The organism is Streptococcus phocae (genome assembly GCF_001302265.1).
GTDB classification, from domain to species: Bacteria; Bacillota; Bacilli; order Lactobacillales; family Streptococcaceae; genus Streptococcus; species Streptococcus phocae.
Genome location: NZ_LHQM01000019.1, coordinates 32,003 through 49,835, shown reverse-complemented (window position 1 = coordinate 49,835; position 17,833 = coordinate 32,003). Strand labels below are relative to the sequence as shown.

Below are 17,833 nucleotides of genomic sequence, written 5' to 3'. Positions count from 1 at the left end.
TTAAATATTTTTTGATAATGTCCTTAAAAACTCTAAAATGAAGTTTTCTCAAAAGTACAAGACACTGGAGTTTCATCCCGACAAACTACTACAATCTGCCACGTTGAACTGAAATGTGCAACATTTTTCATTAGTACTTTCAAAAATCAAATTTGTTAGTATGTCTATTAAAAATCTTTTTTAGCTATGGATGATCCGAAAGTTCAGTTTATTAGCCCTTAAGTCTATGCTATTAGCAAACCAACTCATATATGAAAATCATTATAAAAAAACAAGCTTTTCTGTTCAATACAGAAAAGCTTGTTTGGTTGTAATTTTTAATTTGAAATCTATGAATTTTCTTTTGAATTTTTATAGCCATACAAGGTATAAATCAATGCTCCAATAATTGTTACGATTCCAAAAGAGATCCATGTTTGCAGCATGTATTGACTCATAAAAGAAGCACAAATAATAATAGCTACAATAGGAAGAAATGGTACTAATGGTGTTTTAAATTCACCCTCTTTAGGTTTACCCTCATTTTTTCTCAATTTAATAATAGCATAAGACATGATAATCAAGTAAGCAAGGGTACAGATATTAACAAATTCTGCTAGAGTCGCCAGTGGAAAAACTCCTGCACAAATCATTGCTAAAAAGCCCACAACTAATGTTGCATTTTTAGGAATTTTGTTTTCTGTGGTAATTTGATGGAGGAATTTTGGTAACAATCCATCTCGACTAATGCTATAAATAATTCTAGCCAATGCGTAAGTCATTGAAATACACACTGTAATCAAGGTCATGATTGCTACAATAGAAACATAGTCAGCAGCCCAGTTTAGTCCAATGGTTCTGAGTGCAAAGGCAACTGCATCTGGGACATTTAATTTAGTATAATGAACAATTCCTGTCAATACTATTGTAACAACGATATAGAGCACTGTAACAATACCTAGTGAAAAAATAATTCCCCTTGGAATTGTTTTTTGCGGGTCTTTAACTTCATCAACAGTCATTGAAATGGATTCAAATCCTAAAAAAGCAAAGAACATGACCGATGCGCCTGCAAAAATCCCTGATTTTCCACCATAGATTTGTCCCCAACCATAAGGCGAAAAACTAGACCAGTTATTCCCATCAATGAAAAATAGTCCTACTATGATAAACAAGGCTAAAGCAGAAAATTTTAGCACCACTAATAGACTGTTAAATCTTAAAGCTGCTTTTGAATTCATAAGAACGATTGCAGTAACGAAAAACATGACTAAGACTGGTAGAATATCAATATAATGTCCTAACTTTGGATTAAAGGTACCATTAAGTGCTGCTGGAAGATGAAATCCATAATTAGCTAAAAGCCCCTTCAGATAGCTCCCCCATCCAACAGCAACACTGGAAATTGCTGTCAAAAACTCCATGATGATATACCAACCTACAATCCATGCTGGGAATTCCCCGAGGGTCGCATATACATAGCTGTAGGCTCCTCCATTTGCTGGGATACGAGATGCAAATTCAGCATAAAAGAGGGCTAGGATGCCAATAGCAATCGCCGAAAGGATAATTGAGATAGTTAGCGCTGGACCTGCATAGTTAGCTGCTCCGATACCTGTTATGGTAAAAATACCAGTACCAACCATAGAGCCTAGACCTAAAAACACTAGGTCAATGACCTTGAAATGTCTGTTCATTTCTGTTTTATTGCCTATATTATTTTTTTTCCGAAGTAGGTTCATCTTGTCTCTTTTCTATATCTAAACAATTTATTTTTACTAGTTTATCACAGTTCTCAAAGAATGTAAATTTCTCAAACCTAAAAAATTTCAAAAATCTGATAACTCTAATGAATTTATTTGTTAATTGATTTGATGATTCTATAAAACATTTATCAAAAAGAAAAAAGAACCCTAGGGTTCTTTTTTTGCGGCGTTCAAATTAGTCTTCAGTATCTGCTAGTTTTTCTTTAACTTCTTCGTAAGATAAAGCATGAACGTCAGTATCTTCAGAGTCTAAATCATTTGGCATTTTACCAGTTTCATAAATAGACTTAATTTGTGCTGCGTCTAGAGTTTCATGTTTCAGAAGCGCTTCTGCAATAAGTTTGTGAGTTTCTCTATTTTCATTGATAATGTCAGCTGCTTTGTTACGAGCTTCATTTAATAGTTCACGAACTTCATCATCAATAATACGAGCAGTGTGAGCTGAATAAGATTTCTCAGGAGAAAGTTGGCCAGGCATCATCGCATGATTACCCTCATATTGAACCGGTCCAAGTTTTTCACTCATACCATATTCAGTTACCATAGCTCTAGCCATTTGAGTCGCTTGTTCAAAATCGTTTGAAGCGCCAGTAGTTTGGGCATTGAAAATAATTTCTTCTGCGACACGACCACCCATTAAGCCTGCAAGTTGTTCTTTTAAATCATCTTTAGATAGAAGCATTTGATCTTCTTTAGGAAGTGCTATCATGTAGCCACCTGCACGTCCCCTAGGAACAATTGTTACTTTGTGAACAACACGTGCATTTGACAAGACTAAACCAACAATCGTGTGTCCTGCTTCATGATAAGCAACCATTTCTCGTTCTTTTTGAGAAACCGTACGATCTTTTTTCGATGGTCCGGCAATAACACGGTCTTCTGCTTCATCAATATCACTAGCATCAATTTTTGTTTTGTTTCGACGTGCTGCAACTAATGCTGCCTCATTTAATACGTTCTCAAGGTCTGCACCAACAAAACCAGGTGTTTGTTGTGCCACAACTTTAAGATTAACATCTTCTGCAAGAGGTTTATTCTTAGTATGAACACGCAAAATTGCTTCACGTCCTTTAACATCTGGACGACCTACTAGAACCTTACGGTCAAAACGACCAGGTCTTAGCAAGGCTGGATCTAAAACATCGCTACGGTTTGTTGCCGCAATGACAATAATGCTTTCGTTACCTTCAAAGCCATCCATTTCAATAAGTAACTGATTAAGGGTTTGTTCTCTTTCATCGTTGCCTCCCCCCATACCAGCTCCACGACGGCGACCGACAGCATCGATTTCATCTATGAAAATAATAGCACGTTCAGCTTTTTTCGCATCTTCAAATAATGAGCGGACACGGCTTGCACCAACACCGACAAACATCTCAACAAAGTCTGAACCTGAGATGCTAAAAAATGGTACGGCTGCTTCACCTGCAACTGCTTTTGCAAGTAAGGTCTTACCTGTCCCTGGAGGGCCTTCTAAAAGGACACCTGAAGGAATGCGTGCTCCTAATGCTTTGTACTTTTTAGGATTTTTTAGAAAATCAACGACTTCGACCAATTCTTGTTTTTCTTCTTCGGCTCCAGCAACGTCTGTAAACCTTACTTTAACCTTGCTTTTCGATTGTGTTTTTGCTTTGTTTTTACCAAAGCTCATGGCACCTCGAGCACCACCGCCACCTTGATTCATCATCATCATCATAAAGGCTGCAAAAATCACAATTGGTAAAAAGCTCATCAAGAACGTAATCCAAGTACCACTTGAGCTTTCTTGTTTAACTGTAATATCAGTGCCGTTTTTATCAGCAGCAGCAACCATTTCTTTCAAAATCGAATCACTTGGTAAAATCAGCGAGGTAAATTCTGTTACTTTGGTTGCCGCATTGCTTCCCAAAAACGACAAGTTTTTGTCTACAGATACTTTTTGAGGTTTGTCGTATTTTCCTTTTACCTCAATAATACTTCCACTGGGCTGATAACTCAGTGATTTAACATCTCCAGCTTTTATATGCTTGATTAGTTTTGAATAACTAATCTGTTGGCTTTGTATACTTGTTCCTTTTAAATAATATTGAAATCCTGTTATAACAATAACAATCATCAATAAATATATGAAAGAATTTTTAACAAAACTATTATTTTTATTATTTTTCATACAGTAATAATTGACCTTTTCCTATTTTGAATAGACTTCTTCCTTTAAGACACCTACGTAAGGAAGATTTCTATAATTTTCTGCATAATCTAAACCAAATCCTACAATAAATTCATTTGGCACATTATAGCAAACATAATCTGCTTCAATGTCAACCACACGTCCTTCTGGTTTGTCAAACAAGGTAGCTATTTTAATTGAGCTTGCCTTACGGTATTTGAACATGTCGCGCAAATATTTCAGTGTACGACCAGTGTCGATAATATCCTCAACAAAAATGATGTCTCTACCTTCTATATTGGTGTCAACATCTTTTAAAATTTTGACTTCTCCACTACTAGTAGTGCCCCCGTGATAGCTAGATACCACCATAAAATCAATTTCAACATGTGTGTCAATATGTTTCATTAATTCTGCCATAAAAGGCACAGAGCCCTTCAAAACACCTACCATCAAAGGGTTTTTCCCTTGATAATCCTTGGTCAGTTGTTCTCCTAGCTCTTTTGTTTTTTGGATAATTTCTTTTTCGGTGTAAAGAATTTTTTTAATGTCTTGCTCGAGCATGCCGTCACCTTTTTTCTAATTTTTCAATATACAGTTTAGCCAACATTATATCATGTTTAGAGGCTTTTCTCAAATATGTTTTATCGCCAATCATGACAAAGATGACTTGCCCATCTTGCTCACCTATAATGGCATATTGTCTATCTAGAAGAGGAATCTTTTCATCTATAAACAGCCGTCTTAATTTTTTTGAAAATTTCCCTAAAGAAATGCTATCACCTGCTTGACGATGTCGTAAAGTAATTGGGGAGTTGCTATATAAAGGGATTGTCAAGTCATAGTCCTTTTTTAAGGGAGTTTGAGCAAATACAAAAGAGTACCGTTGGTAGTGAGTCTGACTGTCATATTCTAACACAATCTTAGAAGAAGTTGACTCAGTCTTTGGAATGATTTTAGTTACTTTAAAAGATTCGCTACCAATAACTAGAACATGTTGATTTTTTAAGGGATAAATTCCTTTTTTTTGACTTCTTATGATATGAAGCAAGGTATCAAATTGTGTCTTTTTGATATTTAAATGTGAAAATTCCTCTAAGTATTGCTGCAATAAAAAATATTGTACAGACCTGGTTTGGCTTAAAAAATCGTCCAAACAGGTTGTGTCAATCGTTGAAGTAAGATCATTCAGTGCTTCAAAGAGAAGTTGACTTTCCTTAGATAAGTCACTGAGTGCTTGTTTGATTTGAGGATTTTCACGACTCAGTTCGGGTAATAATTGGTGCCTTACCCGATTACGAAAATATCGAAAACTTTCATTAGAACTGTCTTCAAAATGAAAAGTTTTTGGAAAATCTGATTTGTTAATTGTCAAAAATGGTCGAATTAACTGCCCATTGGCAAATTCTTGAACTTCTTTCATAGCAGCAAGGTGCCTCAATCGACTTCCTCGAATCAACCTCATCAAAACGGTCTCTGCTTGGTCATCGGCATGATGCGCAGTAACCACCGCAGAATAATGATAAGCTTGCATTGTTTCTTTAAAAAAGCGATAGCGGCAATCACGCGCTGCTTTTTCAGAAAATTCTCCCTCAAAATAGGCAACGTGGATAGGGATAGATTGTTCTTTGGCCCACAGCCTCAAGTAAGCTTCCTCATCATCTGATTCTGGCCTTTGCTTATGATTGATGTGAGCTATGCCGATATCAATTTGAAGTTGCTCTTTAAAATGGTGTAAAAATTGTAATAAAGTCATTGAATCGATACCACCAGAAACAGCTATTAACACGCGACGGTGGTTTTCAAAATAAGACTTGCCTTTGATAAAGTTATAAATTTCTTGATAGGTCATTTTAAAATAGAATAAACATCATCAGCGATGTTTGTAATGTCATCATAAGAAGCCTTATCTGTCATGACGGATAGGATAAATGGGGACTTGCCGTAAACAATAGCAACATCATGTTTATAGTCATAGGCATCTCCAATTTTATGGGCCACAGGAACAGGGATGTTTTTTGCTATTCGAGAATCATCAAAATCCGTTGCCGATAAGTATGAAATAATATCTCCTTTTTGATAATAGATAGCCTCCATCACATTTGCTGCGGCTTTTGAAGAAATCAGTCGTTTTTCCATATCCCAGTCAATTCCAGAAAGTGCTCTTAGCTCATTTTGGAAATCTCCTTGGTACTGCTGGCAAAGATAATAACCTAGTAAATTAGTTGCCACATTATCTGAGTGCTTAGCAACAGCCTTAAGGAGAGTTTTGATGCTGTAATCTTTATGATCTGCTGTTTTACTCATTTCGCCACTACCTGTAGGATCGTAATCACCATAAAAATGATTAACAGCATCAATATAGGTTAACATGTCATTATCAGAATATTTTTTTACATTTAATTGCTTTTGAACATGATACAAGGTAGCTAGTTTAGATATGCTTGCTGCATACATGAGTTTATCTGCATTAATTCCCGCACTTGCCTGGGTATCTAGCTGCTTAACAAAAATAGAATACTGATCCTTGTTGTATTTATTGGTCAGCATTTCTTGAACCTTGCTCATGCGGTTATCAGAAATAGAGAGGTCTTTTTCATGAACCCACCCTTTTTGATCAATCAAATAGTAAGTGCCGTGATGTGTTTGTGCCATATTACTGGCATGAACACTGACGTTTGGTTCAACGGCCATCTTTGTTTCTTTAACCCCTAAAACATAAGGACTAGGATAAATAGTCATATGTTTTTGAGTCCAAAACTTGAGGTCTACAGATGATTGGCTGATGACCTGATCCTCATAAATGATGTAACGGCTAGCTTCGATATATTTGCCGTCAGCTAACTCAAATACTGGCACTTGATGATTATTAACTCCTAGATTGACAATCTGAATAGGGGTATCAGGTTCTATCAAGTGATCTGCCACAGTCAAATCCATATCGTCATAGACAACTGAATCTTGGAAGAGATTTGGATTTTTAGGAATCTGATGATAGTATTTTGTTGATTTTACGATGTCTTGTCCTAATTGATATAGGTCAGTATTTGACAAAGGAATCACTTTTTCGGTACTAATAACAGGTAAAGGAGTCCAAAAAACTGGCATTAGCATAACAGCTAACAGTTTTTTCATTTGGTTTTGTTCTCCTTTCTACTTGTCTGCTAGCTTTTCTATGTTCTTGTCCATGAGTTTAAGGTTTTGATTTTCTTTTTCTAGCTCAGCTAGCTTGGCATCAGAAAAAGAAAGAAATGTCTCGATTTTTTCAATAATTGTTTTATTAGTCATTTTATTTTGGCAATAATCCTGGAACAGGATAAATCATTTCCCCTTCTCGTGATAGATAATACTTGGAACGAGCGTATTTTTTGACAAACTCATCGTCTTTTAGCTGTTCTACCAAAAGTTGTTCTGATTTTGTTTCTTGTTCTAAAGTTTGATACTCTTTTTGCAATTTGATGACTTGCTGCTGTTGTTTTTTAAAATCAACATAATTTTTGACTAAATTATATGTTGGAAGAATCAACAAAAACATCATACTCACTAAGAGCCATCCCATAAAGCGATTACGTTTTTGAAGTTCTTCTTCTTCAAACTTTTTTTTGACGTTCTCTTTGTTGATGTACTGATTGTTTAATTGAACAATGCTAGGCTTCTTCATTGCTATCAATCCTTTTTTCACTGATAATCTCATAAAGTTTGACAGCATCTTCTTTTTTAGTGCTATCTTTCATGTCAATAACACGCACAGACAGTAACTTATGCCCAAATCGTATATCGATTTGATCTCCTAGTTTTAAGTCCGTTGAACTTTTGGCAAGTATGCCATTTACCTTGATACGTCCTTTATCTGCAACCTCTTTGGCGACAGGACGACGTTTAATAATTCGTGATACTTTTAAGTATTTATCTAATCTCATAATTTACCCCACAATTTCTTTCATTTTATCATTTTTATTTCGTAAATGGTAGAAAAGACCATAATTTTGAACTGAAGACCCCCAACTGCTTAGAAAGCACTAAAAAGCTAAGCAATCCCAAACTAGCAGAGACAAATAAACTAAGAAGAGAGTCTAATCGTCCTTTAGATGGAAGTAGAGATTGACTGACATAGACAGTTAATAGCATAGCGCACAGAGTTAGTACATATTTCCAACTGATAAGTTCTTTTATAGACGCTCCTGTAAATGAGCTATACAAATAGTAGACTAAACCTAAACTAATAAGGGTTGACAAGGAGCTCCCAGTAATTGAAAAATAGACAGTCAACAGCGGTGTCAAGAATAACTTCGCTAATAAGCCTAACACTAAAATATTCAGTGATTTTTTCACTTGATGCTCAATAAAGCATTTGTGGTGGAAAAATTGAATCATGCTCGATACAAATATAACCATCACATAAACCATCAAAGCCCACAAGTACTTAGTATCACCAAATAACACTTTATTCATTACTCTCAGAACACTAATAAAACCTAGTGTCAAGGTAGCACTAAAATAGAAGATGAAATCGAAAAAAGTCTCGCTTTCTTTAAGATAAAGGCTGTGATTATCGTGATATAAAGCGCTTAATTTGGGCAGATAGGCTGTAAATAGAGCTGTTGAAAATAGCAATCCAAATTGGATTAACGGTTGTCCCCGATCATAACCTCCTTTGATAGCTTCTGCAATAGTGTTTGAATAGCCAAAAGTAACCAAACCATTTTTCACAAATAAGGAATCAATAAGCTGAAACACGAGTAAATAAATGGAAAACAAGATAAAGATAAGAGGAGATAGCCCTAAATCTTTAATGTCTTTTAAGGCAAAGTGGCCTTTTTGAACATAACTCCATAGCTGATAAGGGCTAGTAACTTTGAGGTAGCCTAAAATAACTAAGCTGGCCAATAAATTACCACTCGCAGCAAGGTTAGCCGTAGCATAAATATCCCAGTTAAAAATACGGTAACAAAGAGCGGCTGCGATGATGATAGACACTCTAATGAGTTGTTCGATAACCTGGCTAATAGCTGTTGGAAGCATTTGATAGTCAGCTTGAGCTAGCCCTCTATAAAAAGATATAAATGGAACTGGTATTAAGGTAATTGCTGTTATTAATAAGGCGATTTTTAACTGAGGAGCACCCATGACATTCGCAAATATTTCATGCCCCATCAATAAAACTCCCGATAAAAACCAGCATATCAATAACTGTACTTTAAACAGAGTGATGAGTTGCAAAGGATTTCGTTTTTGAGCGAGGCTAGAAATAAGATTAGGAAAGGCGATTAAAGATAAAGAAGAAATAATAGCAAGTAATGGGTAAATCTGTTGGTAAGCATAAAATCCTCTATCACCTACCAAGTTCTGATAAGGAATACGATAGATGGCAGCCAATATCTTTGACAATAACCCACTAACAATAATTAATATGCTAGAGGTTTTAGCGTGATTCTGGACGTTTTCTGAGTTTAATTTCACTGAGTGCCTCTCCAAATATGATCATTTCTTCCAATATCTCATAGTCTTTTTTATTTCGAACATCAAAGACAATCTCAACTTTTCCTTGATTATCACTAATGATGGCTTTTAATCCCGTTTTTGAAAGAGCCTCGAAATAATCCTGTGTCAAATAATAACTTAGTGACACAGTCTCAAATCGGATTGACACTTTTTGTTGTTTTCTGTCAACACTCTCAGCAAAAGCACTGTCCATGTAATATTTTAATAGCCCAATTTCTAAAAGATAAGCAACTTGGTCTGGATACTCTCCAAAGCGGTCCATGATTTCTTCTTGAAGATTAAGATAGGCTTCTTTGGAATCAATCTCACGAATGCGTTTATAAATGTCGATTTTTTGTCTCTCGTCTTTAATGTACTCGCTCGGTAAATAAGCATCTATCTGTAAATTGATTTCGGCGTTTCCTTTTTGTCTTACTGTTGATTTTCCTTGTTTACTTGCTATTGCTTGTTCTAGCAGTTGTGAATACAATTCAAAACCGACTGAGTCGATAAAACCACTTTGTGAAGCCCCTAGGATATTTCCTGCGCCTCTAATTGATAAATCTCGCATGGCAATTTTAAAGCCTGACCCTAATTCTGTAAAACCTTTAATTGCCTCTAACCTTTTTTCAGAAATTTCGGTTAAAACTTTATCAGGTTTGTGCATCAGATAAGCATAAGCAATGCGATTGCTACGACCTACTCGTCCTCGAAGTTGATATAAGGTTGACAACCCCATATGATCAGCATTTTCGATAAACAAGGTGTTAACATTAGAAATATCTACTCCTGTTTCAATAATGGTGGTAGCCACTAAAACATCGTATTCACCATTAATAAAGTCAATCAGAGTGTTTTCGAGCTGTATCTCACTCATTTGACCATGGACAAGTCCGATTGAAACTTCTGGAACTAATTCCTGAAGTTCCGATACTTTTTTGTCAATCGTGTCAACCTTATTGTAAATGTAAAAAACTTGCCCTCCTCGGTCAATCTCTCTAAGAATAGCTTCCCTAATCAATCCAGGATTAGTTTCCAAGACATAGGTTTGTACAGGATAGCGATTGGTAGGAGGAGTTTCAATGACAGATAAATCTCTGATCCCTAACATGGACATATGCAGTGTCCTAGGAATTGGTGTTGCTGTTAAGGTTAACACATCAACTTTTGTTTTTAATTCCTTTAATTTTTCTTTGTGCTTAACACCGAAGCGCTGCTCTTCGTCTATAATAATCAATCCTAAATCTGAAAAAACAACATCTTTTGATAATAATCTATGAGTCCCAATAATGATGTCAACTTGTCCTTTGGACAATGCTTCAAGTGTTTCTGTCTGTTCTTTTTTACTGCGGAAGCGACTCATAACATCAATTGCCACAGGATAGTTTTCAAATCTTACTTTAAAATTTTCATAGTGTTGTTGGGCTAGAACTGTCGTTGGTACTAAAATAGCTACTTGCTTATTGTCATTGACAGCCTTAAAGGCTGCTCTCATTGCTACCTCGGTTTTACCAAAACCGACATCTCCAACCAATAACCTATCCATAGGCTGGGCACTTTCCATGTCTGATTTTATCTCTTGGATTGATCTCAGTTGGTCTTGAGTTTCAACAAACGTGAAATCTTCATCAAAAGAGCGCTGCAAGTCATCATCTGGAGAAAATTGAAAGCCTTTTTGTTGACTTCTTTCAGCATAAAGTTTTAGCAAATCATCTGCAATATCCTCGACCTGTTGTGCAACCTTTTGCTTGGTTTTTTGAAAACGACCATCATTGAGTTTATTGATTTTAGGCTGTTTACCATCTGCAGATACGTATTTTGATAAACTTTCTATCTGTTCAACAGGTAAGGAAATACGGTCAGAATTTTGATATTGAATCGTGACATAATCTCGATGAATTCCCTGGACTTGGATGGTTTCAATCCCTAAAAACTGACCAATCCCATGAACATTATGCACCACATAGTCACCTTGGCTCAACTCATTATAATCTTTTAAACGCTCTGCATTACTAATTGCTGAACGTCGAGCCCGACGTTTTATTTTTTTATGATAGATTTCATGTTCTGTAATGACGGCTAATTTTTCATCTGCAAAGTAAAAGCCATTTGACAAACTACCGATAATAATTTGTGCTTGCTTTACAGCGATATCATTAGCAGCAACCATGGGCAGCTGAAAATCATATTCTTCAAAAGCTTTGTGCAGGCGTTCGTAAGCTTTTTGAGAGTCAAGTTGTAACAAAACGGTTGTTTTGTTTTTTTGATATCTCTTAATTTCATCAATCAATAATGGGAATTGATTGAAAAATTCTTGCATCGCATATTGAGTAAAGGAGTGAATCTTGTCAAACTTGATATTGCCTAGTCCTTTATGGAAATTTGAAAAAAATGTAGCCGGTTGATAATGACGCAAGTGTTTATAGGTATCGGCAAAATAGTTTAAAGAAGAAATAGCTTTACCCTGTTGTAAATCTTCTGTCAACAAATTGGCAACTTCTAAATCTAGTTTCGCATTCTTGTCGACTATTTTTTGAAAGTCATCAAAAAATAATGGAGCTTCTTTTGGAATGTAGTCAAAAAGACTCCACTCTTTCTCATAAAAAAGAGATTGAAATTTTCGGATGTCAGCATGCCTAAACCCATCTTTTGAGACTGCTAATAAATCCTCTAAATAGGCTTTACTTAGATCATTTGCAGATTCAATTGACTTTTCTAGGTTTTTGACGCCCCTTGAAAAATCATCTGAAGTAAATAGCAAATCACTAGCTGGAGTAATAGTGAATTCCTCTATTGCTCTTAATGATTGTTGCGTATTAGGATCGAAAATTCTAATACCATCTACTTCATCTCCAAAAAATTCAATCCGAACAGGACTCTCTTGTGTGATTTCATAGACATCTAAAATGTCACCCCGTTTGCTAAATTCGCCTGGTCCCATAACTTGCGATACTTTTTGATACCCTATCTTTACAAGTTCTTTTACAAGTCTGTCAAGTTGATATTCCATTCCAATACGGAATGATAAGGTGCTGTGCTGAAATACTTTTGGATCTGGTAACAAGGTTCTCAATCCAGCTATTGAAACAAGTAACATGCCTCTTGACTCTGAGCTTAACAAAAAAGTTAGCGCCTCTACGCGAGATATTGTCTTGTCCATAGAGGCAAAGATGAATTCTGCAGCTGCCACATCATCTGCAAAAAATTGAAAAATATGCTCTTCCCCTAGAAGACTTGACAGTTCAAAAGCTAATTTCTCCATATCATTTTGTGTCGATGTGACAATAACTATTTTTTCTTGATGAGAAAGATAGGCTGATGCCATTGCTAAGGCTTTGTTTGAACCAGAAAGTCCCATAATGAGCTGTCTGTTGGAGGTTAGAAGATCTGAATGCCACTCCTGAATAGCTTTGTTTTGACTAAATAACTCTAAAATATTCATAATTAACCGTTAAATTTTTGCATGGTCTTTTCAAAATTGTTTTCCTGTAAATAATAATTGACAGCATTGACAACTTTGTCAAGTGTTAATGACATTGTAATAGCATCATCTTTAGAAAAATCTCCCAGAACGTGGTTAATGACTGTCATTCCATCTTTCGGTCTACCGATACCAATTTTAATCCGATCAAATTCCTGTGTTCCAATATGAGCAATGAGCGATTTTATCCCATTATGACCTCCTGCAGAACCTTTTTGACGAAATCTAATCTTCCCAACCTCAATATCTAAGTCGTCATAAATCACCAATAAATCAGCTATTGAAATATTATAATAGGTCAGCAAAGCTTTTACTGCGATACCACTATTATTCATAAACGTGATTGGTTTAACAAAATAGATTTTTTCTTGGTTAATAAAAGTACTTCCTACTAGAGCCTTAAAGTTTTTTTCTTCTGTAAAGGATACGTCAAGATCTTTTACAATTCTGTCAACTGCCATAAAACCAATATTGTGTTTGGTCTTATCATATTTTGAACCTGGATTTCCCAGACCAACAATCATTTTTACCACTAGCTTATCTCCAATCTTTTTGTAAATGTCAAAAGGACTGGAATCTTTTTCCAGCCTGATGTATTGTCTAATTTAATAAATCATCACTTGGTTACACGTTAAATCGAAACTCCATGATGTCACCATCTTGAACGATGTATTCTTTTCCTTCTTCGCGTAAACGTCCTGCTTCTTTGACGGCTTTTTCTGAACCATAAGCAATCAAGTCATCATAAGACATGGTTACCGCACGGATAAAACCACGCTCAAAATCAGAGTGAATAATCCCTGCTGCTTGAGGTGCTTTAATGCCACGCTTAAAAGTCCAAGCACGAACTTCTTTTTCGCCTGCTGTGAAGTATGTCCCAAGGCCAAGTAAATGATAAGCCGCACGCGTTAATTTATCAACCCCAGACTCTGTAAGTCCAATAGCCTCTAAAAATTCTGCCTTGTCTTCATCATCAAGCTCTGAGATTTCTTCCTCAGCACGCGCTGAAATCACAACTACCTCAGCATTTTCTGTTGCTGCAAATTCACGAATTTGTTTCACATAGCTAATATCATCTGGATTAGCGACCTTATCCTCATCTACATTCGCAACATAAAGGACTGGTTTGGTCGTTAATAAAAATAATTGCCTAACGATACGCTGCTCTTCTTCTGTAAACTCAATTGTACGAGCAGACTTGCCATCTTCCAGTACAGGTTTTATTTTTTCTAAAATAGTAAACTCAGCAACTGACTCTTTATCTTTTTGAGTGCGGGCCATCTTTTCAACACGCGCATAGCGCTTGTTAATAGATTCTAAGTCAGCTAAGATCAATTCGAGGTTAATGGTATCAATATCAGCCATCGGGTCCACAAAGGCATCCTCACGCCCCTGCTCGCGCATCACATTTTCGTCATCAAATGCTCGGACAACATGTACAATCGCATCTACCTCACGAATATTAGCTAAAAATTTATTTCCCAGCCCCTCTCCTTTAGAAGCGCCTTTTACAATTCCTGCAATATCTGTAAATTCAAAAGTTGTTGGAATTGTTTTTTTAGGAACAACAATTTCTGTCAATTTTTGCAAACGTTCATCTGGGACTTCTACCATTCCAACATTGGGATCAATAGTTGCAAAAGGATAGTTAGCAGCTTCTGCACCTGCTTTTGTAATTGCATTAAATAGGGTTGATTTACCAACATTAGGTAAACCAACGATACCTGCTGTTAAAGCCATTTTATCTAGTCTCCGTTCAAAATTTCAATCAAAACTATTATAACAGAAAATAGCAGAAAAAACGGTATGATGAGAAGAAAATTTCAGACTCTCTTGCTAACATACGACTTTTCTTTTTAAATAATCTATTTAGAAACAAAGGCATCAAAAAATTCTAAAACGGTTATAATAGCTCATTTTGTTAAAGCACATATCATTTTAACATAGCCTAGAGAGGATATTCAGTATTGCAGCACTTTTTTTAGTTTGCGCTCAAAATCGTAACGACTCATCATAATAACATGCTGACAGTTAGTACACTGAATTTTAATATCGGCTCCTACTCTGAGCACTTTCCACTGATTAGCTTTTTTACCTGTTTCTTTAATGACACAGGCATGGGGTTTTTTCATTTCAATAAGTGATCCAACTTGATACATTTTCTTCTCCACTCATATTGTCTTTATCATTTATCATAACAAAAAAAGCTCCTAAAAGGGAGCCTTTTTGTGATTAGTTGGTACGAACTGGCGTAATCAACTGAATGAAACCTTCTTCATCATCTCCTGGTGTTAAGGTGAATGGTCGAACTGGTGATAAGAAATGGATTTTAACCGTTTCACTCTTAATCGCTTTTAAGGACTCAATCAAGTAAGTGGGGTTAAAACTGATGGTCAACTCTTTTCCAGATTGCGTTACGATGTCTAAGTCTTCATTCACTTTACCAACTTCTGGCGAATTAACATGGGCTGAAATACGATTTGCTTCAATTTCTAGTTTTACCGTCCCGTTTTGCGTCGCATTTGAAATCAGATAGGCACGTTCCATAGCGTGGCGCAAGGCTTGTGTGTTAAAGACCACTTCTGTTTCAAATTGATTCATGAGTAAACGATCGGTATCAGGGTAATTGCCTTCTAATAGTCGAGTGTAAAATGAAATGTGCTCACTTCTGAATAACATTTGACTTGGTGAGAAAAATACCTCAACGGTTTCAATATCGTCAGTAAAGACGGCTGAAAACTCTCTCAATGATTTGCTTGGAATGACCACATCAAAGTCATTAGAGGTTTTTTCCAAGGTAATAAGGCGTTGACTCATGCGATGCGAGTCTGTTGCTACCGCTTTGAAATCTTTATGGTTACTTAAGACAAAATGAACACCAGTCAAAATAGGGCGACTTTCTTGAAGACTAGCTGCAAAAGCTGTCTCTGCAATAATTGTCTTGAGTAGTTTAGTAGAAAGTCGTAGCGGATTCTCAGCAGAGACTTCTTGGAGACGAGGGTATTGATCAACATCTTTCCCTTTTAGAGTAATCTCTGATTTTCCACTCGTTAAAACAACTTGATGTTGTTCAATTTCTTTAAACTCAAGGCTAACGTCTGGAAGACTGGAAATAATGTTAATGAAAAAATTAGCCTCTAATAAAATCGAACCAGGTGACGTTATCAACAGTCCAGCATTCTCATTGCTGACAGGAATGGTATTTTCAATAGAGATTTGACCGTTAGAACCTGTCAAGGTGAGATAAGACTGACTAACTTCAATTTTTATGGTTGATAAAATAGGAATAGCGTTTTTACTGCTAATGGCTCTTTTAGTGGTATTCAAAGCTTGGATAAATAAAGAGCGGTTGATAGAAAATTGAATCATGGGAACTCCTTTAGTTTATAAGTATTAGATATAGTAGTAGTAGTAGGTCTTGTGTATACAGTGGATAAGTGGGCTAGGAGCTCTGCTCAAAAGGGAAAGAGGTTGTTCACAACATGTGGACAACTTTTGATTAAGATGATAAGTTATCCACAAGGCTTATTTGATTTTATTTTTGATGGTCTCAATTTCAATTCTGAGACTATCGTCTTGGGCAATCATATTTTTTATTTTGTTGTAGGCATGTAAAACAGTAGAGTGATCGCGTCCACCAAATTCTTTCCCAATTTTAGGCAGACTATTGTCAGTCATCTCACGCGCTAAAAACATCGCAACTTGTCTTGCTAGCACAATATCTTGGGTACGTTTAGTGGCTTTGATTTCTTTGACAGTGACATCATAGAATTTTCCAACTTGAACTTGTATGTCTTCGATAGGAATAACAGTCATTTTAGGACCATCTTGCTTACGAGCTCTGATAGCTTCGGCAGCAACATCAACTGTAATCGTATCAATCTGTTTAAAATTGGCAACTAGGCTGATGTCTTTTAAGGCACCTTCTAAATCTCTAACGTTAGAATCAAACTGGCCTGCTAAGTATTCAATGGTATCTTGCGGAAAAGTGAACGTGTAGTCTTGGATTTTATTGGTTAAAATAGCAACACGTGTTTCAAAATCAGGTGGAGTGATATTAACGGTCAATCCCCATTTAAAGCGCGTGACTAGACGATCTTCCAAATCATTGAGATGGTCTGGTGTGCGGTCACTTGTCAACACAATTTGTTTGTTGTTGTTATGGAGAGCATTAAAAGTATTAAAGAACTCTTCTTGGGTACCTGATAAGGTTTTTTTTGCCAGTGATTGAATATCATCAATCAGGAGCAAGTCTAAATTACGGAACTTTTCTTTTAGTTCATCCATTGTGTCTAATCGAATATGGATAACAAACTCATTGATAAAGTTTTCTGCTGTAATGTATTTGATGCGGGCATTTGGATTTTCAAGCAACACGGAGTTGCCAATGGCGTTTAAAAGGTGGGTTTTACCTAGTCCAGGACCGCCCCAGATAAATAAAGGATTGTAAGTTGTCCCAGGTGTGTTTGCTACAGCTATGGAAGCTGCAACCGCCCATCTATTTTCATCTCCTTGAATAAAATTATCAAAACTATATTTAGAATTGAGGTCTGATTTTACAGCAGGTAATTGGGGTGCAACCTGAGGTTGATATTGGTAATTAGGTTGACTTTGACGTTGCTCAATAACCAGATCTTCTTCAAAAACGTATTCAACAGTAATTTGAGCGTTAAAAATCTCAAACCCAGCTGTTAAAATAACATCCTTAAGGTTTTTTTCCCAAAATAATTCTTTCATTTGGTCCAAATAAATGGTAGCGACATGATTTTCAACTTTTAATAATCTAGCATCATGTACAAAAAATTCATAGGTAGCCTGTTTTAATTGGCTTTGAGCAAGTTCCAAGACCCTATTCCAAAAAATTTGTTCATTTTCAGTCATATGAGGTTCCTTCTTGTGGATAATTCTAGACTTATTCTACCATAAAAAAAAACAGTTTTCCACAAGAGTCTGCGATTAATCTGAGTTACGCACACC

At 36.1% G+C, this 17,833-nt stretch carries 15 protein-coding genes; all 15 read right to left on the bottom strand.

Going from position 1 to position 17,833, the window contains the following annotated elements:
* Positions 1–329 precede the first annotated feature (329 nt).
* A complete protein-coding gene (locus AKK44_RS05240) occupies positions 330–1,721 on the bottom strand; it encodes an APC family permease (RefSeq protein ID WP_054278815.1) in 1,392 nt (463 codons plus the stop codon).
* Positions 1,722–1,920: 199 nt separating this feature from the next.
* The gene (gene ftsH, locus AKK44_RS05235; RefSeq protein ID WP_054278814.1) at positions 1,921–3,894 is read right to left on the bottom strand and encodes an ATP-dependent zinc metalloprotease FtsH; all 1,974 of its coding nucleotides are present in this window, start codon (positions 3,892–3,894) and stop codon (positions 1,921–1,923) included.
* A 21-nt stretch (positions 3,895–3,915) separates the two neighbouring features.
* Positions 3,916–4,458 carry a hypoxanthine phosphoribosyltransferase gene (gene hpt, locus AKK44_RS05230; RefSeq protein WP_037595837.1) on the bottom strand — a complete coding sequence of 181 codons (543 nt, stop codon included), beginning with the start codon at positions 4,456–4,458 and terminating at the stop codon, positions 3,916–3,918.
* Between the two features lie 4 nt (positions 4,459–4,462).
* Positions 4,463–5,746 carry a tRNA lysidine(34) synthetase TilS gene (tilS, locus tag AKK44_RS05225; protein WP_054278813.1) on the bottom strand — a complete coding sequence of 428 codons (1,284 nt, stop codon included), beginning with the start codon at positions 5,744–5,746 and terminating at the stop codon, positions 4,463–4,465.
* Positions 5,743–7,029 carry a serine hydrolase gene (locus tag AKK44_RS05220; protein WP_054278812.1) on the bottom strand — a complete coding sequence of 429 codons (1,287 nt, stop codon included), beginning with the start codon at positions 7,027–7,029 and terminating at the stop codon, positions 5,743–5,745. The genes tilS and AKK44_RS05220 overlap by 4 nt, the downstream gene beginning before the upstream one ends.
* 18 nt (positions 7,030–7,047) lie before the next feature.
* Complete coding sequence (locus tag AKK44_RS09330; RefSeq protein WP_269082442.1) at positions 7,048–7,182, bottom strand: SP_0009 family protein; 135 nt, start codon at positions 7,180–7,182, stop codon at positions 7,048–7,050.
* Between the two features lies 1 nt (position 7,183).
* A complete protein-coding gene (locus tag AKK44_RS05215; RefSeq protein ID WP_054278811.1) occupies positions 7,184–7,555 on the bottom strand; it encodes an FtsB family cell division protein in 372 nt (123 codons plus the stop codon).
* Positions 7,542–7,814 carry an RNA-binding S4 domain-containing protein gene (locus AKK44_RS05210; protein WP_054278810.1) on the bottom strand — a complete coding sequence of 91 codons (273 nt, stop codon included), beginning with the start codon at positions 7,812–7,814 and terminating at the stop codon, positions 7,542–7,544. The genes AKK44_RS05215 and AKK44_RS05210 overlap by 14 nt, the downstream gene beginning before the upstream one ends.
* Before the next feature lie 34 nt (positions 7,815–7,848).
* Positions 7,849–9,354 (bottom strand): oligosaccharide flippase family protein, encoded by a 1,506-nt coding sequence (locus tag AKK44_RS05205; RefSeq protein ID WP_054278809.1) that lies wholly within the window; start codon positions 9,352–9,354, stop codon positions 7,849–7,851.
* The gene (mfd, locus tag AKK44_RS05200; protein ID WP_054278808.1) at positions 9,317–12,817 is read right to left on the bottom strand and encodes a transcription-repair coupling factor; all 3,501 of its coding nucleotides are present in this window, start codon (positions 12,815–12,817) and stop codon (positions 9,317–9,319) included. The genes AKK44_RS05205 and mfd overlap by 38 nt, the downstream gene beginning before the upstream one ends.
* Before the next feature lie 2 nt (positions 12,818–12,819).
* Positions 12,820–13,389 (bottom strand): aminoacyl-tRNA hydrolase, encoded by a 570-nt coding sequence (gene pth / locus AKK44_RS05195; RefSeq protein ID WP_054278807.1) that lies wholly within the window; start codon positions 13,387–13,389, stop codon positions 12,820–12,822.
* A 91-nt stretch (positions 13,390–13,480) separates the two neighbouring features.
* Positions 13,481–14,596, bottom strand: a complete 1,116-nt coding sequence (ychF, locus tag AKK44_RS05190; RefSeq protein WP_054278806.1) for a redox-regulated ATPase YchF — start codon at positions 14,594–14,596, stop codon at positions 13,481–13,483.
* 221 nt (positions 14,597–14,817) lie between these two features.
* Positions 14,818–15,015: a DUF951 domain-containing protein gene (locus tag AKK44_RS05185; RefSeq protein ID WP_054278805.1), complete on the bottom strand. Its 198-nt coding sequence runs from the start codon at positions 15,013–15,015 to the stop codon at positions 14,818–14,820.
* A 73-nt stretch (positions 15,016–15,088) separates the two neighbouring features.
* On the bottom strand, positions 15,089–16,225 hold the full coding sequence (dnaN, locus tag AKK44_RS05180; RefSeq protein ID WP_037595851.1) for a DNA polymerase III subunit beta: 1,137 nt from the start codon (positions 16,223–16,225) through the stop codon (positions 15,089–15,091).
* Between the two features lie 156 nt (positions 16,226–16,381).
* Positions 16,382–17,737 (bottom strand): chromosomal replication initiator protein DnaA, encoded by a 1,356-nt coding sequence (gene dnaA / locus AKK44_RS05175; protein WP_054278804.1) that lies wholly within the window; start codon positions 17,735–17,737, stop codon positions 16,382–16,384.
* Positions 17,738–17,833 lie beyond the last annotated feature (96 nt).